At 54.3% G+C, this 21,702-nt stretch carries 16 protein-coding genes; 7 read left to right on the forward strand and 9 right to left on the reverse strand.

Annotation, left to right across the window (positions count from 1 at the left end):
• Positions 1-20: 20 nt before the first annotated feature.
• Together EIEH_RS13560 and EIEH_RS13565 are read right to left on the reverse strand one after the other, a co-directional pair.
• Entirely contained in the window at positions 21-713 is a 693-nt protein-coding gene (locus EIEH_RS13560) for a fimbria/pilus periplasmic chaperone (protein WP_015871797.1), read from the reverse strand.
• A gap of 50 nt (positions 714-763) precedes the next feature.
• Positions 764-1,159, reverse strand: coding sequence for a fimbrial protein (locus EIEH_RS13565; RefSeq protein WP_226092346.1), 396 nt, complete (start codon positions 1,157-1,159; stop codon positions 764-766).
• Positions 1,160-1,853: 694 nt separating this feature from the next.
• Here EIEH_RS13565 and EIEH_RS13570 point away from each other — a divergent pair.
• Both EIEH_RS13570 and EIEH_RS13575 read left to right on the forward strand, forming a co-directional pair.
• Positions 1,854-2,477: a LuxR C-terminal-related transcriptional regulator gene (locus EIEH_RS13570; RefSeq protein WP_035609916.1), complete on the forward strand. Its 624-nt coding sequence runs from the start codon at positions 1,854-1,856 to the stop codon at positions 2,475-2,477.
• 78 nt (positions 2,478-2,555) lie between these two features.
• Positions 2,556-3,389, forward strand: coding sequence for an N-acetylmuramoyl-L-alanine amidase (locus tag EIEH_RS13575; RefSeq protein ID WP_015871794.1), 834 nt, complete (start codon positions 2,556-2,558; stop codon positions 3,387-3,389).
• Positions 3,390-3,393: 4 nt separating this feature from the next.
• Here the strand turns inward: EIEH_RS13575 and EIEH_RS13580 are convergent, their stop codons facing one another.
• The 3 genes from EIEH_RS13580 to EIEH_RS13590 form a co-directional block, all read right to left on the reverse strand.
• Positions 3,394-4,404 carry an NAD-dependent epimerase/dehydratase family protein gene (locus EIEH_RS13580; RefSeq protein ID WP_015871793.1) on the reverse strand — a complete coding sequence of 337 codons (1,011 nt, stop codon included), beginning with the start codon at positions 4,402-4,404 and terminating at the stop codon, positions 3,394-3,396.
• Between the two features lie 389 nt (positions 4,405-4,793).
• The gene (locus EIEH_RS13585; protein ID WP_198077112.1) at positions 4,794-6,041 is read right to left on the reverse strand and encodes a multidrug effflux MFS transporter; all 1,248 of its coding nucleotides are present in this window, start codon (positions 6,039-6,041) and stop codon (positions 4,794-4,796) included.
• Between the two features lie 23 nt (positions 6,042-6,064).
• On the reverse strand, positions 6,065-6,499 hold the full coding sequence (locus EIEH_RS13590; protein WP_015871791.1) for a lipocalin-like domain-containing protein: 435 nt from the start codon (positions 6,497-6,499) through the stop codon (positions 6,065-6,067).
• Positions 6,500-6,678: 179 nt separating this feature from the next.
• On the opposite strand from EIEH_RS13590, the gene EIEH_RS13595 reads away from it, so the two are divergent.
• Positions 6,679-7,566, forward strand: a complete 888-nt coding sequence (locus EIEH_RS13595) for a LysR family transcriptional regulator (RefSeq protein WP_015871790.1) — start codon at positions 6,679-6,681, stop codon at positions 7,564-7,566.
• A gap of 207 nt (positions 7,567-7,773) precedes the next feature.
• On the opposite strand, the gene EIEH_RS13600 is transcribed toward EIEH_RS13595, so the two are convergent.
• Positions 7,774-9,303 (reverse strand): DUF2867 domain-containing protein, encoded by a 1,530-nt coding sequence (locus tag EIEH_RS13600; RefSeq protein ID WP_015871789.1) that lies wholly within the window; start codon positions 9,301-9,303, stop codon positions 7,774-7,776.
• A 21-nt stretch (positions 9,304-9,324) separates the two neighbouring features.
• Entirely contained in the window at positions 9,325-10,377 is a 1,053-nt protein-coding gene (ltaE, locus tag EIEH_RS13605; RefSeq protein WP_035609920.1) for a low-specificity L-threonine aldolase, read from the reverse strand.
• Between the two features lie 470 nt (positions 10,378-10,847).
• Between ltaE and EIEH_RS13610 the strand changes: the two genes are divergently transcribed.
• From EIEH_RS13610 to EIEH_RS13625, 4 genes are read left to right on the forward strand one after another with little or no spacing between them, the layout of a single operon-like run.
• Positions 10,848-13,256, forward strand: a complete 2,409-nt coding sequence (locus EIEH_RS13610; protein WP_015871787.1) for a type I restriction-modification system subunit M — start codon at positions 10,848-10,850, stop codon at positions 13,254-13,256.
• A gap of 16 nt (positions 13,257-13,272) precedes the next feature.
• On the forward strand, positions 13,273-14,580 hold the full coding sequence (locus tag EIEH_RS13615) for a restriction endonuclease subunit S (protein WP_015871786.1): 1,308 nt from the start codon (positions 13,273-13,275) through the stop codon (positions 14,578-14,580).
• Positions 14,581-14,582: 2 nt separating this feature from the next.
• On the forward strand, positions 14,583-15,587 hold the full coding sequence (locus tag EIEH_RS13620) for a Fic family protein (RefSeq protein WP_015871785.1): 1,005 nt from the start codon (positions 14,583-14,585) through the stop codon (positions 15,585-15,587).
• A 15-nt stretch (positions 15,588-15,602) separates the two neighbouring features.
• Positions 15,603-18,635, forward strand: coding sequence for a type I restriction endonuclease subunit R (locus tag EIEH_RS13625; RefSeq protein ID WP_015871784.1), 3,033 nt, complete (start codon positions 15,603-15,605; stop codon positions 18,633-18,635).
• Positions 18,636-18,807: 172 nt separating this feature from the next.
• Here the strand turns inward: EIEH_RS13625 and hcr are convergent, their stop codons facing one another.
• Together hcr and hcp are read right to left on the reverse strand one after the other, a co-directional pair.
• On the reverse strand, positions 18,808-19,806 hold the full coding sequence (gene hcr, locus EIEH_RS13630) for an NADH oxidoreductase (RefSeq protein WP_015871783.1): 999 nt from the start codon (positions 19,804-19,806) through the stop codon (positions 18,808-18,810).
• Positions 19,807-19,874: 68 nt separating this feature from the next.
• Positions 19,875-21,530: a hydroxylamine reductase gene (gene hcp, locus EIEH_RS13635; RefSeq protein WP_015871782.1), complete on the reverse strand. Its 1,656-nt coding sequence runs from the start codon at positions 21,528-21,530 to the stop codon at positions 19,875-19,877.
• Positions 21,531-21,702 lie beyond the last annotated feature (172 nt).

Raw genomic sequence — 21,702 nt, forward strand, 5'->3', positions numbered from 1 at the left:
CCGTTTCTCACTCGCTGCGATTAATTAAGGGGAATGGCCTGCTGGCGTTTAACGCCATAGTCATTCAGATAGGAGAGGCTCAGCGTGGAGATACTGCCCGGCAGAGCGGAGACGGCGATGTGCCGTTGGGAAAAGGGGGCCAGCATCAGGGTTGCCTTTAGCAGTTGCTCCCGTTCACCGGTGCCGATCGCGGTAATCGTGATGTGGTTAGGCGAACGGTTATTCAGCGTCACACCCTGCACATCGCGGCGGGCGGAGAGCTGGCCGACGGTTTTTTCGTCGAGCGCTGCGATCCCTTGGGGACGGTAGAACAGTTTGATGCGGTTTTGCATCGCCAGTTTAAGCAGGTTACCACTGCGCGCCGGGTTATCCGGCGGAATGTCGATCACGTTGAGGTAAAACAGCGATTCACGATCCTGCGGCAGGGTGTTGGGCAGCACCCTAATCCGCAGCTGCTGACCGTTACCGGCTGTGACGGTCGCGATCGGTGGTGTCAGCAGGAAGGGAGCCTTAACCTCTTCAGGGGGGACGTTGGGATCTCCGTCATCGATCCAGGCCTGGATCAGGGAGCGCTTGTCACCGCGGTTAGCCAGCTGAACGGTAATCTCCTGGCGCTGGGCCGGGTAGATAACCCGGGTGCCGTAAATGACGATGGTGGCGCAAGCTGGCCAGGCAGCGATGGCGCACAGCAGGGCGAGCAGAGTTTTTTTCATGGGGTCACCACTGGGAACCGGGACTCCCTGCGGAGTCCCGCTGGTTAAGGTTAATCGTGGGTAATGGTGTAGGTGACGGCAGAGCTCACTGTGCCCTTGGCCACGGTGTCGCCGATTTTGTGGTAGTAGGCGGTAATGGGCAGGACATAGCTACCGCCCGAGCCGGTCAGCGTATGCTGGGTGTTATAGCCATTGATCAGCGTATTATCGATTTTCAGCTGAAACCCGACCCCGGTGGTGGCACCGCTGGTCGGGGTGATCACGCCTTTGTCTGTCATATTGCTATTGGCGAAGCTGAGCGTCAGGGTATCACCCTCATAGCCGCTGCAGAGGATATTAATATCGGCCTGCGCGGAGGCACCGGTATAAATTTCACCCGGATTGATGTCAGTAAACTGATCGGCGCCGACCAGCGGCAGCTGGAGTAGCTGATCTGAGTTTTGCATAGTGCAGGAGGCGCCCACGATTTCGCCCTGAATCCGCAGTTGACCTGAGGGGACGGATGCGGAGAATGCCGTAGATGAAATAAAAAGTCCGCTTAATATCGTTATGGAAATAATACCGATCTTCATGACAATTCCTTGTTTTAGGATGGAGGGTATTTCGCCGTGTGATGGGGGTATCACTGGGCGGGAACTCTCATCGTTAAAAAATAAAATCACGACTGAATGGCTATTGCTTTTTCTGTCTTCTTTATTTTGTCTTGGTTTTTTAGTTTGTAACTAATGCTAAAGTCGTATTTATCTCGGGAAAAATAGTATTTTAATTTGCTGGTATTGTTATCTAATTTAAAATGATAAGCATCATACTTATTATCACTCTATCGGAATGAGTGATTTTTATTGTGGCAATATTAGGATAGGATATTTTTACAGCTGAATAATTATCTGGCAGGCTTCCTTCCATTATCTTGTATGGGCCTTTCCCTCCTGAGGAAAACGGCGTGATATCGGTGATAATGTATTGAAATATATGTTTTTTATTGCGTAATGTATCGTTTGTGTAGAGGGCGTGGATGTGGAGCCATCTTTATATTTCTTTTTTATAATTAGAACACGTTATGATATTTCAATTGGTTATTAGTCAGTGCTTGGCCTTATCGTTAAAAATTAGCATCTGCGTTTCCATGAAGAGGATTTCATGATGGCGACCAGCCATAACATACTTAAGAAAAAAAACGGACTATCATTAATTACCTACCCCACGCTACAGTCGATGCTTTTGGTCGATGTGCTTAATAATTACCTTGGTGTGCCAATTTGTCTGTGTGATGCAACCAGAAATTCAAATTATTTATTGGGTGACTGTAGTCTGATTATATTTGATACAATGTTACTTGATGGTGATCCGACGCAGCGAGCGTGTTGGCTTGAGGCTATATTTAACCGGCGGGTAGGCCCGCGAATTATTTTGATCAACGTGGGTACCTATGATGAGGTGCTGGCGTGGTGCCAGCATGGGAATATCATTGCCGTTTTTCCAGCCAAGACGCATCAGCAGGCACTGATCCGCCGGCTACGAACCCTGTTGATGGCCGCGCAGGAGGAGGGGCCGGGCTATATGACTCCCACGCCTCGCCTGACTCTGCGTGAACTGGAGGTACTGAAGGCGATGCAGCAGGGGGCCAGTAATCTGGATATCTCGCGCATCCTGTATATCAGTAAAAATACGGTAAGAACGCATGTATATAATATTTTTAAGAAAATATCAGTGAAAAATCGGATCCAGGCGGTGATATGGGCCGATACTCACCTGTGTGGATAGGGAGGGTATCAGCAGCGGGGCTGACGTCGTAGGCCACGGTGGGTAATATCTGCGGTGGAGAATACGCAAGGAGAAGCGATGAGGGTAAAAACGTCTGTCCTATTGGCGCTATTACTGCTGGTCGGTTGCCAGCAGCCACCGGTGCTGCGCGAGCGCGGCGGCTATTGGGTGGATGATAGCCAGCGCGCGCTGCGCGCCGAGCCCCGGGTACGCTATCTGGTGCTGCACTATACCGCAGAGGATTTTCCGGCGTCCTTGCGGGTGCTGATGGGCAAACAGGTCAGCGCACACTATCTGGTCCCCGGCCTGCCGCCGCAGCGGGACGGCAGGCCGGTGGTGTGGCAGCTGGTGCCAGAGTCGCGTAGCGCCTGGCATGCCGGGGTCAGCTACTGGCGTGGCCAGACCCACCTCAACGATAACTCGATCGGTATTGAAATTGAAAACCCAGGCTATCGGCGTACGCCGTACGGTATTGTCTGGTATCCCTTTACTCCTCAGCAGATGACCGCCGTCCGCGCGCTGGCACAGGATATTGTCCGACGCTACGCCATCGCGCCGCAGAATGTGGTCGGGCATATGGATATTGCGCCACAGCGCAAGGTGGATCCCGGTCCGCTGTTTCCCTGGCAGATGTTGGCGCAGCAGGGGATCGGCGCCTGGCCGGAGGCAGCGCGGGTCAGGGTCTATCTGCAGCGCTATCGGCAACACCTGCCGGACGTCGCCTATCTACAGCGGCGGCTGGCACAGTGGGGATATCAGATTGTGCCCAGCGGCATTAATGACGTGGCTTCCCGCCGGGCCATTGCGGCGTTTCAGATGCACTTCCGCCCGACGGATTTCCGCGGGGAACCGGATGCGGAAACCATTGCTATCGTCGATGCGCTGATCGCGCAGTACGGCACCGCCGGTTAATCGCTCAGCGGTGCTGCAGGTGGCCATGGTCGCGCAGCCAGCGGGCGGTACGCACGATCCCTTCTTCCAGCGTCACGATAGGCTGATAGCCGAGCTCGCTCTGTGCCCGGGCGGTATCCAGCGTCATATCAAAGTTCAGTTTGGCCGCGCCGTAGTGGGTCAACGTCGGCTCTTTGGCGCTGCGCATGCTCAGTTTTTCCATACTGCGGGCGATAATATCCAGCAGCGGATAGGGGATCGTGCGCAGGCGGCAGGCGATCCCCAGCTCATCGATCAGCTGCTGCAGCATCAGGCGCAGCGTCTGCGGCTGGTGGTTGGTGATGTTATATACCCGTCCAGAGGCGGTGTCGGGGTGCTGAGTGGCCAGCCACATAGCGTGCACCGCGTTCTCTTCATAGGTCATATCCAGCAGGGTGGAGCCGCCGTGCGGCAGCAGCAGATAGCCATGCTTTTTCATCGTACCCATCAGGCGGGGCAGCAACACTTTATCGTGGGGACCAAACAGTCCCTGCGGACGTAGAATGGTAAAGTGGGTCTGTGGGTTGGCCAGCGCCAGGGTGCGGATCACCTCTTCGCCTGTAGCCTTGCTGCGCGCATAGTAGTTGGCGTAGCGCGTAGGCGTAAACTCTTCTTTAATGTCGTGATGGTGGCGATAGTCAAAGTAGACGGCGGGGGAGGAAATATGGATAAACTGACCCACGCCGTAGGCAGCAGCCCATTCGCCCAGGCGGCGGGTGGCCCGTACGTTGGCGGCTTCAAACAGCGCCTGCGCCCCCCATGGCGAGGTGAATCCAGAGCAGTGCCACAGAGTATCGACGCCGTTCAGCATCGCTTTTGCCTGCGCGGATACCAAGTTGCTCAGATCGGCGTGGATAAAATCTGCCCCCATTTTCTGCAGCATCTGCCCCATGGCCAGATTATCCCCCGCGGCGCGGACGCTGATCCCCCGCTGACGTAAATATTCAACGGCATTACGCCCGAGACCGCTGGTTGCACCGGTCACTAAAACTTTCATACTTGCCTATCCACCGTGAGCCTGCTTTGATCAGGCCATTCGTTGCGGCCAGTTAGCGGCCGTTCTGACTGCCGGGAACACGATTCGGCTCCGACTGTGTAATAAGGGTGCCATTTTTCCGTGAATCCGCCCGACATGCAATCGGATTACTCAGCAGATTTGTTGTCGTCTGTGTCTGAATGAGGCGCTATGGCGATATAAGTGTAGTGCAGTATGGATAAGGGTTCGGATGTCTCCGACGACACGTCTACGCGATGCAATGCGGTACGCCGCGAGAAGGCTGGTCTAGGGGAGTGCCGGGCGTTACGGGGCTATTGAGGCGTCAGACGTGGCCGCGATGTTGCACCTTTGGCTTCACATCGCGGTCGTGTGCTGTCATGGCTAGCCGCTTAGCAAGGGGGAAGATGCTCTGGTGGTGATGGTCTGTTTTTCTGATGATAGACAGCCAGTTTAATGACATTGAGCAACAGGAAAAGAGCGAAGTAGCACAGGGATAGTTCCAGGGCAGAGATCTTGACGTGGCCGATGAGATAAGTCACTAAAAAAACGACCAATCCCACGATAGTACCACACAGCGATGTGGCAAAACCTGCTTTTTCAGGAAAGATAACCATGGTAATGGCAATAGCGTTAGGAACAATAAGCCCAATACAGACAAACATTAAAAATATGGGGATGATAAGGGTAAAAATGTTTGGCACATAAGATAATAGAAGCCATAACAATATGGCTACGATGAGAGCCATGGTCCCACCCACTTTGAGAATGGCTTCGTTATCAAATTTTGTGATAAGGTACCTATTAATAATTGTGCCAACAAAATATGCTAATCCTAAGAACATGGCAAGATAGCCATAGAATAACTCGCTATGGTGCATGACCACTTCGATTAAATATGGTCCAGCAGTATTGAAAACTAAGACTGAGCTATAACTTAAGCCATAGATAATACTTAATAGAGTGAATTTCTTGTTTCTGATAATCTCAATGAAATTATTCTTGATAGAGCTAAGTTCGAATCTGCTGGGGTTGTGATTGGATTCTCGGAAAAGAAATAGGCAAATCAGAAATATTACCCCACCATAAACGGCAAATAAATAAAAGTTAGCTTGCCAGCCACAATAGTGAGACAGATTAGAGCCAATCCAGGGGGCGATGATAGGACCTAATGCCCAACTCAACGCAAAATAGTTAGCCATTTTCTTTAGTGTCAGGCCGGAAAACAAGTCGACGATAATGGCCCTCATACCAGAGGCTAAGCCTGCAACCGCAACACCTTGCACAAATCGCCAGCCGTTCATCATGGTGCTAGAGTCTGATAGGACACAGAAGATACTGGATAATAAAAAACACAGCGAGGAGTAAATGAATATTTTTTTTCGGCCATAGCTATCGGATAAAATACCCAATACTGTTTGCCCGAGACCATAACCTAACAAGTATAGGCTAATACTGATCTCGACACTCGCAATGGTGGAGTGGTAATAGTGTGAGATGGCGGGAAGCGATGGTACGTAAAGGTCGATGCTGATTCCCATCAAAAAAGATATGGACACGATTAATATGAAAGCGATTCTCTGTTGAGCAGAAAACGCTGCCAGCCCAGCATTGGCTGGCATATTTTTTGTTGTAAGCATGGCTGAACCCTTATCGTCTGATCTTACAGGGATGGGGTTGGCTGTTTTTGCCAGACCAGCTTGGCTGTAATCCTCTTGCCATCGATACCGAGCTGCGGTAGGGTATCAATGGTTAATATATCATCTTGCAACGTAATTTTCCGTTGTAACTGCAAGCCGACCCAAGCGGGTTTCCAAGCAATATCAATGTAGAAGTCGCAGAGGTCGTCATGCAGTACAAACCTACCCATATAGGCCATCATATTTTCATACAGTAACTTTTCCCTGATATCAGTTTCGTTTTCTGCTATTTGATGTTGGCGCTCAGCAGTAATAATAACGGTGACGCAATGATCCTGCGTGAAGGTAATCGCACCCTGCGGCTGATTTCCCATAATATTACTCTCGATGCCACTCTCCAGAACCGTATGTTTAAAAGAGCGTAGACGCCATGTTCCATATAGATCATTTGCTTTCATATTTGACTCCATAATGAGGATAGCGCGAAGAAACGATGATGGTTACCTCGGCTATAGCGGTGTCTATGCCACTGAATCAATGACATAGACAGTAATGTTTTATCCGTCATTATAAAAGAAGACATGGCGTGTTAATGCTGCAATAATGTAGTGATACATAGACAAGTTTGCAGCATGTTATGAATTGGGATGATACGCAGTACTTATTGGCATTAGCCAGAGAGAAAACTTTACGTAAAGCCGCCGCACGTTTATTTGTTGATCAGGCGACTGTGGCGAGACGAATCGTAGTTTTGGAGAATCAACTTAAATGTAAACTTTTTCTAAGAAGTAATAAAGGATATGAATTAACCCCTGTGGGGAATAGTGCTGTTGATGAGGCGGAGAACGTTGAACGGGCCGTAGCATTGTTGGTCAAAAAGGTGACGGACTATGACCAACAGTTAAGTGGGGATGTTGTTATTTCTACTACCGACTCAGTCGCGGTCGACTTCATTACTACGGCAGTAAAAGAGTTAGGCATGTTGGCACCAGGAATTAGAATCAAACTGGATGCGAGTACGGCGCTGTGTGATATGACACGCCGCGGTGTCGATATTGCTATTCGAAATATTCGACCTAATACGCCGGATCTGGTGACTAAGCAGCTATTGACCTCTCCGATGAAGCTGTATGCGAGTGCCGAATATGTGCAGACACATGGGTATCCTGATGGCCCCTCGCCGCTGGATGATCGGGATGTGGTGATCTATGCGCCAATGCTGGCTCACTGTTCAAGTACGTTGTTCGGATTGTCATTAGAACATGCGCGCATCGCATTTTTAGCGGATAGCAGCCTATTGCTCAGAGATGCCATAAAGAAAGGGATCGGCGTAGGTTTTCTCCCGGCATTCATGGCGGAAAGAGATCATCTAGTCGCGCTTCTGGATGCGGATGAAACGAACAGTAACTATGAGCTATGGCTAGTGACCCATACGGACACACTGAATAGTGCACGGATACAAATCGTCATGAAAACGTTGAACAAACTCTTTTATCCTTTCCAGAAATGGCCCACACCACGGTAGATGATCCCGCCCAATCGCTAGAGCGGCCATAGGTGCGTGCGGTGAGGCGTCGTTCTGCCTTATATGCCCCCGTCTGTGGCCATCTTGCTGCATTTATCTCGTTCGCTTATCACGGGGATGACCTAAAACGGTGAGCCTGCTTTCGCGCCTGCGACAGCAGGCTCAGGAGTGGCGGCTACCGGGTCTGTGCCTGCCTATCCACTTGACTTACTCACCGGGGGCGTTGCCCGCCCCCCTGGCCACTTCAGAGGCGCCTGGTGTGCCGTCAAGCGTCGCGCTGCGGCTATCGCTGCCCGGCGTCGGCTGGGCATCGTCCCAGGCTTCGGCCAGCTCGACGATGCGCCGTGCCATGCCGCGAAAGATAAACAGGTGCGCTGGCATCATGGCAAACCAGTACAGCAGGCCGGAAAAACCGGCGGGATGCCACCAGGCGCGTACGTCCAGTGTGCGTAGGCCGTTGTGCTCGTCCAGGGTGAAGCTGAGACGTCCCAGCCCCGGTGCCTTCATCCCAAACAGCAGGGTCAACTGATGCCCGGGCCGCAGGGCGATCACTCTCCAGCCGTCGATGAGATCGCCTATCTGCAAGGTTTGGCGCGCCGGACGGCCATAGGTGATCCGGTTGCCGGTGAGATCGTCAAGGCGGGCGCGGATCTGCCACAGCGGGTTGGCAAAGAAGTAGCCATTGTCGCCGCCGATCTGTTGTACCACATGCCACAGCGCCCGGCGCGAGGCGGAGGTCTCGATTTGGCACCCCGCCTGTTTAGGGTAGAAACCGTAGCCCGGCCGCCAACGGGCCAGCGCCTGGGTGTCGTAGCCCCAATCGGCGCAGTCGACCACCTCGCGCTCGCGGGCAAGAGTGTCGCTCAGCGCGCGATCAAAGCCGATCAGCGTCTGCGGGATCAACTGGGTGATCGCCGCATCGTCGGCCGGGAGATCGTGCTTTAGCCCTTCGATCAGCGCGCGGGCGATGCTGGTGGGAACGGAGGTGATCAGGTGCAGGAAATAGACCGAGATCAACCGGGTGGGGATCGGCAACGGGATCATCCAGCGCCGCTTGCCGCTGACGCGGATAAAGCGCTCGAACATGGTCTGATAGCTGATGTATTCGGGGCCGGCGACTTCGAACACCCGGTTGTCGCTGTCCGGCAGACTCGCCAGCGCGCAGAGGTAGGTCAGCAGGTTCTCCAGCGCGATGGGCGCGCTTTTGGAGCGCACCCAGAGCGGCGGCGTCAGGATGGCCAGATTATAGACCATGTCACGCATCACCTCGAAGGCCGCGGAGCCGGGTCCGATGACGATCCCGGAGCGGACCTCGGTGACCGGCACTCCGCTGGTGCGTAGGATTTCGCCGGTCTCACGCCGTGCGGCCAGGTGACGTGAAGGATCGTCGGGTGGCTGCAGCGCCCCGAGAAAGATCACCTGCTGGACGCGTGAGATGCTCAACGCGCGGCTGACGTTTTGCGCCGCCTGGAGCTCGGCGCGTACGAAGTCATCGCCGTCCCTCATGGCATGCACCAGATAGTAGACCAGATCGATGCCATCCAGCGCCGTGCTCAGGCTCTGCGGCTGGTAGAGATCGACATACTGACATTCGACGCCGGGCCAGTTACGCTCTTGCAGCCAGCGAATACGGCGCGCAGCGGCGCGCACATGATGCCCCTGGGCGCACAGTTGGGGGATCAGATGTTGGCCGATGTAGCCGCTGGCGCCTAATACCAGAATACGCAATCCGCGCATGCACACCTCGCAGGGAATCAATTAGCCGTAAGGGGTTGGGGCCGGCACCGCGCCGTTCGCCGGACGATACGCCTGACGGAAGGTGTGCCACAGGGCGATCAACCGTTCCAGATCGGCTCGGCTGACATCCAGATGTGTCACCAGGCGGGTGGTGGCTGCCGCGCTGATCAGGATGCCGTGGCGCTGCATCCAGGGGCCGAGTGCGGCGGCCTCGTCGGCAGGCATGCGAACGAACAGCATGTTGGTCTGGGCGCCGGGAGGCAGCAGCGTCAATCCTAACTCCTGCACGGCCTGCGCCAGCCAGGCGGCGTTGGCGTGGTCGTCGCGCAGGCGTTCGACGTTATGGCGCAGGGCGTAGCGCCCGGCCTCCGCCAGAATACCGGCCTGACGCATGGCGCCACCGGTCATCTTGCGCCAGCGACGTGCACGCTGAATAAACTCGGCATCGGCGCACAGGAGGGAGCCGACCGGTGCCCCAAGCCCCTTGGACAGACAGACAGTCAGGGTATCGCAGTATTGGGTCAGGGCCGTCAGCGGCACGTCAAGGGCCACCGCTGCGTTCATGATGCGGGCGCCGTCGATGTGTAGCGCCAGCCCCTTCTCACGGCTGAATGTCCAGGCCTGCGCCAGATAGTCCAGTGGCAGCACCTTACCGTTATGGGTGTTTTCCAGACTGAGCAGACGGCTGCGGGCAAAATGGAAGTCGTCCGGTTTTATCACCGCTGCCACGTTATCCAGGGGCAGGGTGCCATCTGCGGCGGCATCGATGGGCTGGGGCTGGATACTGCCGAGCACAGCCGCGCCACCGGCCTCATACAGGTAGTTATGGGCCTTCTGCCCGACGATATACTCATCACCGCGCTGGCAGTGGCTCAGCAGTGCCACCAGATTGGCCTGGGTGCCGCTGGGCAGAAACAGCGCCGCCGCTTTACCGCTCAGCTCGGCGGCCTCCTGCTCCAGGCGGTTGACGCTGGGATCGTCGCCGTAGACATCATCACCGACGTCGGCGCGTGACATGGCCAGACGCATAGCCTCGCTCGGGCGGGTAACGGTATCGCTGCGCAGATCTAACATGGGGTACTCCTTGGTCGGCAAAATCCATGGGGAAATTCCTGTTGTATCATGCTGTCGGCAGAGTGCCAAAAGAAAAAGCGGCGAAAAAAGTCGCAACGAGAGGAGGTAGGTTCTCACTGTCATATGTTTTACCAGACTTTTCGCATTACCCATGATAACCATCTCAGCCGAGAAGAGTGCCAATAAGTGATTTTCTCTTGTTTTTTCTGCTGTTAATTAAAGGCCGCATGCCTGCAATCGGTCTGCCATTTCTGGTAGACTTACCGTCACTTTGAGGTTGTGCCAATCTCCCCGAACCATCACGAGCCAATGCCGATTTGATCGTCGTGATAAAGGGTTGGCGATACTCCTCCACCTGAAGTCCGCTATCGCTTCCCATCATCCGGCAAAACCAAGGGCCATGCGTATGCGGTGAATCCCTCAGGCCCCACTTTTTGCATTCCGGGGTAACCCGGAGACAGGAAAACAACATGGATCACAGTGTTCATAACAAACTCGTCTCTTTTATCTGGAACATCGCCGACGACTGCCTGCGCGACGTTTACGTCCGTGGCAAATACCGTGATGTGATCTTGCCGATGGTGGTATTGCGCCGCCTGGATACCCTGCTCGAACCCACCAAGGAAGCGGTTCTGGAAGAGGTCCGCTTCCAGCAGCAGGAGATGAACGCAGTTGAACTGGACGAAGAGCCGCTCAAGGCCGCCTCTGGCTATGTCTTCTACAACATCTCCAAGTGGACGCTCAAATCCCTGTTGAACGCAGCCACCAACAACCAGCAAATTCTGCTGGCAAACGTCAATGAATACCTCAACGGCTTCAGCGATAACGTCACGGAGATCGTCAACTGCTTTAACCTCAGGGCGCAGATCCGCCATATGGCTGACAAGCAGGTGCTGCTCGATGTGATCGAGAAGTTCGTCTCCCCCTATATCAACCTCACCCCCAACGATATTGAAGATCCGGAAGGTAACAAGCTGCCTGCGCTGACCAACCTTGGGATGGGGTATGTGTTTGAAGAGCTAATCCGCAAATTCAACGAAGAGAACAACGAGGAGGCCGGGGAACACTTCACCCCGCGCGAGGTGATCGAACTGATGACCCACCTGGTATTTGATCCTATCAAGGATCAACTGCCGCTCACCATGACGATCTATGACCCCGCCTGTGGCAGCGGCGGTATGCTGACCGAATCCCAGGGCTTTATCGCAGAGAAGTACCCAGCTACCGGTGTCAGCCGTGATATTTACCTCTATGGCAAGGAGATCAACGACGAGACTTATGCGATTTGTAAGTCCGACATGATGATCCGGGGCAATGACCCGGCCAACATTAAGGTGGGCTCCACCCTGTCCACCGATGAATTCTCCCATATGCGCTTTGACTTTATGCTCTCCAACCCACCCTACGGCAAAAGCTGGGCCTCAGAGCAAAAACACATCAAAGATGGCAACGAGGTGATCGACAGCCGCTTCAAGGTAAAACTGGCCGATTACTGGGGTGTGGTCGCTCCCAAAGACTGTGATGCCACCCCGCGCTCCAGCGATGGTCAGCTGCTGTTCCTGATGGAGATGGTCAACAAGATGAAATCCCCATCGGTAAGCCCGCTGGGCAGCCGAATCGCCTCGGTGCATAACGGCTCCAGCCTGTTTACCGGCGATGCGGGCAGTGGCGAGAGCAATATCCGTCGCTACCTTATCGAAAACGACATGCTCGAGGCGATTGTCCAGCTGCCGAACAACCTGTTTTATAACACCGGCATCACCACCTATATCTGGTTGCTGAACAACCACAAGCCTGCCTCTCGCCAAGGCAAGGTGCAGCTTATCGATGCCAGCCTGCTCTATCGCAAGCTGCGCAAGAATCTGGGCGAAAAAAATTGCGAACTCTCTCCCGAACATATCGAGGAGATCACCCAAACTTGCCTCGCCTGTGCCAATGTAGAGCGCCAGCTGGATAGCAATAACGATCCGGTCGGCATCGCCAGCAAGGTGTTTAAAAACGAGGACTTTGGTTACTACAAGGTGACAGTAGAGCGCCCGGATCGTCGCAAGGCCCAGTTCAGTAGTGAACGTCTCAACGCCCTGCGTTTTGATAAATCCTTACACGAGGTGATGGCACACTGCTTTGCTGAGTATGGCGAGCAGGTCTATCAGGAGGGGGGCCTGACCCGCCACAGCAAGCCGATCCTGGAGTGGTGCGAGAAAAATGAGATAAGTCTGAACAACAAGGCCAAAGAGAAGCTGCAGAGCAGCACTTTCTGGTGCGCGGCCCGCACCCTGTTCGACACGGCGCATACCCTGATGCGGGAGATCGGCGAAGCCGAGTTTAACGATTTCAACCGGTTTAAGGCCCAGGTTGAGGCAACGCTCAAGGCGCAAAAGCTCAAACTCTCCGTCACAGAAAAAAATGCCCTGTTCAATGCCGTGAGCTGGTATGACGAAACTGCCGCTAAGGTGGTGAAAAAGGTGGTGAAGCTCAGTGCCGACAAGCTGGGTGAACTGCTGGAGCTCTACAGCTGTGAAGAGGCCGACCTGCCCGATTTTGGTTACTACCCTTATCCGCCAGAACAAGGGGGCAAAAAAGGCGAGTTCGTTACCTATGAGAGCAGCAGCGATCTGCGCGATAGCGAATCGGTGCCGCTTACCCAGAGTATCTACCAGTACTTCCTTGACGAGGTCAAGCCCCATGTGGCAGAGGCCTGGCTCAATATGGAGTCGGTCAAGATTGGCTATGAGGTGAGTTTTAACAAATATTTCTACCGCCATAAATCGCTGCGTTCACTCGAGACAGTCGCCCAGGAGATCCTGACGCTGGAACAGCAGGCCGATGGCTTGATTGCCCAGATTTTGGGGCTCACTGCACCCAATACCCAGGCATAAGCAGGAGACAATACAGATGACGCTAACTGCCATGCCGAAATATGATACCTATAAAAACTCTGGGGTCGAGTGGATTGAGCAAGTTCCAGAGGGATGGGGGCTCGTAAAAATTAAGAACTACGCTGATGTTTTTAATGGTGATAGTTTAAATGATAAACAAAAAGCCAAGTATGAATCTGAGGACCAGAGTCATCGCTCATATATTTCATCAAAGGATATAGATGTAAATTACTCAAAAATCAACTACCAGAATGGACTACGTATTCCTAAAGGAAGTAGCTATAAGGTTTGCCCATCGAACTCAACTTTAATGTGTATTGAGGGTGGTAGCGCAGGTAAGAAGATTGCATATACCAATCAAGAGGTTTGCTTTGTTAATAAGCTGGCGTGTTTTTTGGCAAGTAAACGCATTGATAGTCATTTCCTTTATTACTACTTAAGCAGTGTTACTTTTAAAAGTCAGTTTTTTAACTCAATGACAGGTTTGATCGGTGGGGTTTCAATTTCAGCAATCAAGAATTTTTGGCTTGTATTGCCTTCGCCAACTGAACAAGTAGCCATTGCTAGCTTTCTCAGTAAAAAGTTATCTCAAATAGATGAAGCGATTACGACTAAAGAGCAGCAAATTAGCCTGCTAAAAGAGCGCAAGCAGATCCTGATTCAGCAGGCAGCAACTCAAGGCCTCGACCCCTGTGTACCGATGAAAGATTCCGGTGTTGATTGGATTGGAAAAATTCCAGAACATTGGCAGGTCATTCGATTTAAAAATTTGTTTTCACAAAGCCGAATCCCTGTTCGGAAAGAAGATGGAGTAGTGACTTCGTATCGAGATGGGCAGGTCACTCTTCGTTCAAATCGGCGATTAGACGGTTACACAGAAGCCATTATTGAGGGGGGGTATCAGGGTATTCGAAAGGGGCAGCTCGTTCTAAACTCAATGGATGCGTTTGAAGGTGCTATAGGAGTATCTGAGTCTGATGGTAAGTGTACTCCTGAATACGTAATTTGTGACCCTGTTAGAGCAGATGTCTCCCAATACTATTTCGCCTATTTGCTTCGTGAGATGGCATTGGCAAAATACATTCAAGTTATCTGCAATGCAGTAAGGCAGCGTGCAGTCAGGATTAGATTTAATAATTTGGCCTCTAGGTTTATGGTGCTGCCACCTTCTGATGAGCAAGAAAAAATCGTTGAATTTATAGAGTCTGAAAAAGGAAAGATTAATAAGGGGGTTGAACACCTTAAAGGTCAAATAGAAAAACTAAAGGAATACAAAACCACCCTGATTAATAGTGCCGTCACTGGCAAGATTAAGGTGGTCTAGCCATGCCCTATCAACCACCGTTTCAGCTCACCCACACCATGCTGCGCCATGTGGCCCGTATCGGCGAACTGATTGGCATGTGGAAAGCGGCCAACCAAAACCGGCTGGTGCCAGAGCTGCGCCGTGGCAATCGCATCAAAACCATTCAGGCCACGCTGGCCGTGGAGCAAAACACCCTGACGCTGGAGCAGGTCACGGCCGTGTTAGAGGGCAAAACCGTGCTGGGGCTACCCAAAGAGATCCAGGAGGTGCGCAACGCCTTTGCCGCTTATGAAGCGATGGAGCAGTGGTATCCGCATCACATCGACGATTTATTGGCTGCACACGCCTTGTTGCTGCATGGCTTGATTGATGATGCCGGTCACTGGCGCAGTAAAGGGGCGGGTATTTATCGCGGTGAACAGCTAGTGCATATGGCCCCACCGGCCAGTCAGATCCCGCGCCTGATGGCCGATCTGTTCGACTGGTTAGCGCACACCGATGCCCACCCGCTGATCGCCTCAGCCGCTTTTCACTACGAATTTGAATTTATCCATCCGTTTGGTGATGGCAATGGCCGTATCGGGCGCTTGTGGCAAACCCTGATCTTAAGCCACTGGCAACCCATGCTGGCGTTTCTGCCGGTGGAAACCGTCATCAAACATCGCCAGCAAACTTATTACCAGTTGCTGACCGAATCGGATCAGAAAAGCGATTGCGCCGCCTTGATTGAGTTTTTGCTGCAAGCGATTGAAGACAGCCTGCAAGACGCCATCCATACCCAATCAGAGGGTAAAGTGCGGGTAGAAACGCAGGTGGAAATGCGGGTACAAACACCGCCCAAAACCCCGGAACAGATCCTGAGTCTGCTGCAACAGCATCCGCAGATCAGTCTGGCTGAGGTAGCGCAGCGGCTGGGTAAGGCTCCGTCCACTGTCGAGCGAGCCGTCGCCAAGCTTAAAGCCCAAGGGGCGCTGACATTTATCGGGCCCAAGAAAAACGGCCACTGGCAGATTAACAAGCAATAACGAGCGGGGATACAGATGGTCAGCAACACCAAAGAACAGGCCCTTGAAGCGGCCATTGAGCAGGCCCTGACCGGCCAGTGTCTGGAAACGCTCGGCAATGGCATTGGCGAGGGGGCTGCCGTCTACACCATACCCCACCATGGTTTTGTATTGGGGCAAGCCTGCGATTTTGACAAACAGTACGCCATCGATAAGCGGCTGTTCTGGCAGTTTCTCGAAACCACCCAGGCTATGGAGCTGGCCAAACTCCAGCAGCATCACCCCCAAGACTGGCAACGCAAGGTACTCGAGCGCTTCGATCGCATCATTAAAAAGCAGGGGGTGCTGCATCTGCTGAAAAAGGGCCTGAGCGTTGATGATGCCCACCTGACCTTGATGTACCCGGCGCCGCTGGCCAGCAGCAGCGCGACGGTGAGCCAGAATTTTGCCGCCAACCTCTTTAGCTGCACCCGCCAGGTGGCTTACTCGGCGCAAAACCCCAAGCAAGAGATTGATATAGTGTTGTTTATCAATGGTATCCCGCTGATAACCCTTGAGCTGAAAAACCACTGGACCGGCCAGAATGCCAGCTATCACGGCCAGAAGCAGTACCGGGAAGATCGCGATATCAGCCAACCCCTGCTGCACTTTGGTCGCGCTCTGGTGCATATGGCGGTGGATACCGACGAGGTCTATATGACCACCAAGCTGGCTGGCAAGGCGACCTTCTTTCTGCCTTTTAACCAGGGGCATCGCCATGGCAAGGGGAATCCGCCCAACCCCTACGGCCATAAGAGCGCCTATCTGTGGCAAGAGGTCTTCAGCAAGGAGAGTCTGGCCAATATCATCCAGCACTTTGTGCGGCTGGATGGGTCAACCAAAGAGTTACTGAACAAACGCACCCTGTTCTTCCCCCGCTACCATCAGCTGGATGTGGTGCGCAAGCTGGTGGACCATGCCGCTCAACATGGGGTTGGCCAGACCTATCTTATTCAGCACTCAGCGGGCTCTGGCAAATCCAACTCCATCACCTGGGCGGCATACCAGCTGATCGAGGTTTACCCGCATAGCGCTGACGTACAGGGTGCCAAGGCCGTCGATCAGCCGCTGTTTGATTCGATTATCGTGGTTACCGACCGGCGACTGCTGGACAAACAGCTGCGTGAGAACATCAAGGAGTTCTCTGAGGTCAAGAACATCATTGCGCCAGCCAACAAGTCATCCGAGCTCAAGTCGGCCCTTGAGAACGGCAAGAAGATCATCATCACCACCATCCAGAAGTTCCCGTTTATCGTCGATGGCATCAGCGATCTGAGCGACAAGCGTTTTGCGGTGATTATCGATGAGGCGCACAGCTCACAATCCGGTGATGCCCACGGCAAGATGAACGCGGCGATGGGCAAGAAGCAGGAAGAGGAGATGGAGGACACCCAGGATCTGATCCTGCAGGCCATGCGCTCGCGCAAAATGTGTGGCAACGCCTCCTATTTCGCCTTTACCGCCACGCCGAAGAACACCACGCTGGAGAAGTTCGGCCAGTTGCAGCCGGATGGCACCTTCCAGCCGTTTCACCTCTATTCGATGAAACAGGCGATTGAGGAAGGTTTCATTCTTGACGTATTAGCCAACTACACCACCTATTGCAGCTACTACGAGATCAGAAAGTCCATCGACGAGAACCCGCTGTTTGACAGCAAAAAGGCGCAGAAGAAGCTGCGGGCTTATGTGGAAGGCAGTCAGGAGACGATCGACGTCAAGGCTGAGATCATGCTCGAGCACTTCATCCCCCATGTGGTGAATGCCAAGAAGCTCAAGGGCAAAGGCAAGGGGATGGTGGTGACGCAGAGCATCGTCTCTGCTATCCGCTATTACAGGGCCATCACCCGCCAGCTGGAGGCGGTGGGGAACCCGTTCAAGGTGCTGATTGCCTTCTCCGGCAGCAAGGAGGTAGATGGCGTCGAGTACACTGAGGCTGAGCTCAACGGCTTTGCCGAGGGCGATACCCGCGACAAGTTTGATACCGACGAATATCGCCTGCTCATCGTGGCCAACAAATACCTGACCGGTTTCGATCAGCCCAAGCTGTGCACCATGTATGTCGACAAAAAAATGAGTGGTGTTCTGTGCGTGCAGGCGCTATCCCGCCTTAACCGGGCTGCGCCAAAATGGGGCAAGAAGACCGAAGATCTCTTTATTCTCGATTTCTTCAATCCGGTTGAAGCGATCAAGGCATCGTTTGATCCCTTCTATACCGCGACCTCGCTCTCTGGCGCCACCGACATCAATGTGTTGCATGAACTCAAGGATGCACTGGATGATACCGGCGTCTATGAGTGGCTCGAAGTCGAAAAGTTTGTTGCACGTTACTTCAATAACGAAGATGCGCAACTGCTCAGTGCCATCATCGATGTGGCCGCGGACCGCTTCAACCATGAGCTGGAACTGAGTAACGAAGAAAAAGCCGATATCAAGATCAAGGCCAAGCAGTTCGTGAAGATCTACGGTCAGATGGCCGCCATCATGCCTTACGATATGCTGACCTGGGAGAAGCTGTTCTGGTTCCTCAAGTTTCTGATCCCTAAACTCAAGGTGCAGGACCCGGATACCGACTTGCTTGATGAGCTGCTTGAGTCAGTGGACCTCTCCTCCTACGGTCTACAGCGTGTGAAGCTTAACCACGCGATCACCTTAGATGCTGATGAGTCAGTGCTGGATCCGCAAAACTCCAATCCACGTGGCGTCCACGGTTCGGGCGAGGAAACTGATCCGCTGGATGAGATCATCAAGAGCTTTAACGAGAAGTGGTTCCAGGGCTGGAGTTCAACTCCGGAAGAGCAGCGGGTGAAGTTCGTGAATATCCTCGATAACGTGAAAAAACACCCAGACTTTGAATCAAAGTATCAAAACAATAGTGATCCGATTAACCGCGAGCTGGCCTTCGAAAAGATCATGAGAGAAGTCATGCTGGCACGAAGGAAAGACGAGCTGGCGCTTTATAAGCTGTTCGCCAATGATCCTGCATTCAAGGAATCCTGGATGCAAAGCGCACAGCGAATGGTGGGGATGTAACGCTTTGATCATCGATTAAATCGGTTGTAAACGGTTTTCCATGGGCCGTATCGTTCAGGTAAATCACATCATGGTGCGTCTGAACAAAGCACCCAGAACATACCATTGATGATCATGCGGTGCCCTGCCCATGGCCGCTTTGGCTCGTTGTACCGGAGTGGGGATACTGTTATCAGGCCAGCGTAATGTCACTCTCCAGCTGGCAGCTGCAGGCCAATACATAGCCCTGGGCTATCTCCTGCGGGGTGAGGGTCATGGTGCTGCTGACCTGATAGTCACCGTGCAGGATACGGGTCTTACAGCAGCCACAGACCCCGGCGCGGCAGGCGGCCTGTACCGGCAGCCGGTTCTGCTCCATGGCGTGCAACAGGGTAACGCCGACGGCGGTACGATATTCGCCGGGGTGGCTGCAGGAAGTTATGCGCAGATCGCCGCCGCAGCTGTTTCCCACCTGCGGGCGAAAGATCTCCTGATGCACCCGCTGTGGGCTGACCCCCAGTTCACCAACCAGGGTCTGAGCCTGCTGCATATAGGGCGCCGGGCCGCAGATCATCACCGTACGCTCCGTCAGGGCGCGGATCTGGCCCTGTAGCACCCCGCGATTTAGGCGTCCCGGCAGGATAGCGCCTGTTGCTTCCGCTTCGGCCAGCAGGATCAGTTGCAGCTGCGGGTGAGCATCGGCCAGCTGGTGCCACTCGTCGGCGAAGATCAGGTCGCGCGGTGTACGGACCGCGTAGATCACCGCGACATCCGTGCTGGGTCGGTTAACCAGCAGCCAGCGGGTCATGGAGATGATCGGGGTTACGCCGCACCCGGCTGCCAGCATCAGATAGCGGGTGGCGTCCGCCTGCGGGCAGGTGAAGCTGCCCTGCGCCGGTGAAAGCCACAGTTCGTCACCCGGCCGTACCCGGCCGGTCAGCCAGCCGGAGCCGACGCCGTTGTCCAGGCGGCGTACCGTCAGGGTAATAAAGGGGCTGAGCCCTGGGGTTGAGGAGAGCGTGTAGGCACGCAGGGTCTCTTCGCTGCCGTCGATGCTGACCAGTGCATACTGACCGGGACGGTAGGGATAAAAGTCGGGACAGATCAGGTTTAGCGTCCAGACATCGGGGGTCTCCCGGCGCAGAGAGTGAACCTGCATCCGGTGGGGGCAAAGGGGGGTTGGCATGGTCATGGTGATGGCGTCTCGCAGTCAGTATTTCGCCCCGTACCAGACGGCTCGGGGCACTTCAGATTGCCGGGTTAGGCGTGGCCGAGTATACCGTTCAGATCGGCGTCGACCGTGCTGATGGCGCGCATGCCGAAGCGCTGGTTGAGGATCGCCAGAAGATTATCCGTCAGGAAACCCGGTGCGGTCGGCCCGGTGTAGATGTTTTTGACGCCCAGCGCCAGCAGGGTCAGCAGGATGACGATGGCCTTCTGCTCAAACCAGGAGAGGATCAGACTGAGCGGCAGATCGTTGATGCCGCAGCCGAGCTTCTCTGCCAGATTGACCGCCAGCATGATGGCGCCGTAGGCGTCGTTGCACTGGCCGACGTCCAGCAGGCGCGGCAGCCCCTCCAGCGTGCCGAACTCCAGCTTGTTAAAACGGTACTTACCGCAGGCCAGGGTCATGATCAGGCAATCCTGTGGGATGGCGCGGGCAAAATCGGTGTAGTAGCTGCGCTCATCGCGGCTGCCGTCGCAGCCGCCGAGCAGAAATACGTGGCGCAGCTTTTTCTGGGCAACCAGATCGATCACGCTGTCCGCCGCGTTGAGCAGGGTGGCGCGGCCAAAGCCGACGGTGATCAGGTGTTCGATCTCGCTGTAGGGGAAGCCATCGCAGACCTGCGCCTGGGCGATCACCTGGCTGAAATCATCGCCTTCCAGATGGCGTACGCCCGGCCAGCCGACGATGCTGCGGGTCCAGATGCGATCGCTGTAGTTGCCAACGTTGGGATCGATGATGCAGTTGGAGGTCATCAGGATCGGGCCGGGGAAGCGGGCAAACTCCTGCTGCTGATTCTGCCAGCCGCTGCCGTAGTTACCGACCAGGTGGCGGTATTTTCGCAGTTCGGGATAGCCGTGGGCCGGCAGCATTTCACCGTGGGTATAGACGTTGATCCCGAGGCCGTCGGTCTGCTCCAGCAGCATCTGCAGATCCTTCAGATCGTGACCGGAGATCAGGATGCATTTACCGGCGAGCGGCCGCACGTTGACGGAGGTCGGGGTGGGATCGCCGTAGGCCTCGGTCTCCCCCTTATCCAGCTGCGCCATGATGGCGAAGTTCATCTTGCCGATGCCCATGGCATTGTCCAGCAGGGTATCCATATCGCACGGCCGGGTGCCGAGCCAGGCCATATAGTGGTGATACTGGGCGTAGATCGCCTCGCTATGCTGGCCCAGCACATGGGCATGCTCCATATAGGCCGCGGCGCCTTTCAGACCGTATAGGCTGAGCATGCGCAGGCCGTGGATATCGTCGCCGATCTCGGCCCGATCGCTGTCCAGGGCGAACTCTGCCGCCTGGCGGCGCAGGGTCGCCACATCCTCTCCCTGCAGGCGCAGATCGGCCAGCGGATGGTCGCACTGCGTGCCCGGTGCCTTGGCCAGGCACGCAGTGCGCAGGCTGTCGCGCATCGCCAGCGCCTCGCGGGCGTAGCCGATGATGCGCGCAGAGTCGAAGTTGACGTTGGTCAGGGTGGCGAAGAAGGCGCGCGGCGCAAAGCTGTCGATGGTGCGATCGCGGATATCCAGCTCGCGGGCCAGCAGCGCCCAGGCGGAGAGGCTTTGCAGTGCGGCGACCAGCAGGTCTTGCAGGTCGGAGGTTTCAGCACTCTTGCCGCACATCCCTTGGGCGTAGGAACAGCCATTGCCGGCCGGGGTACGGATGGTTTGCTCGCATTGAACGCAGTACATGGAAAACCCTCTTTTAAAGTTGTATTTATTATGCCTTTTTAAAGGTAATCCTGGCATCGCGTTCGAAAAAGGAGTTTTTAATGCAACTTTTACTTTGTTTGATGTAACGCAATTTTTATTGCGAATGGGATTTATTTTTTAATCTCTGGGTGAAGGGTGAAGGGTGAAGGGT

The sequence above is a fragment of the Edwardsiella ictaluri ATCC 33202 genome, from assembly GCF_000264785.1.
Taxonomy (GTDB): Bacteria; Pseudomonadota; Gammaproteobacteria; order Enterobacterales; family Enterobacteriaceae; genus Edwardsiella; species Edwardsiella ictaluri.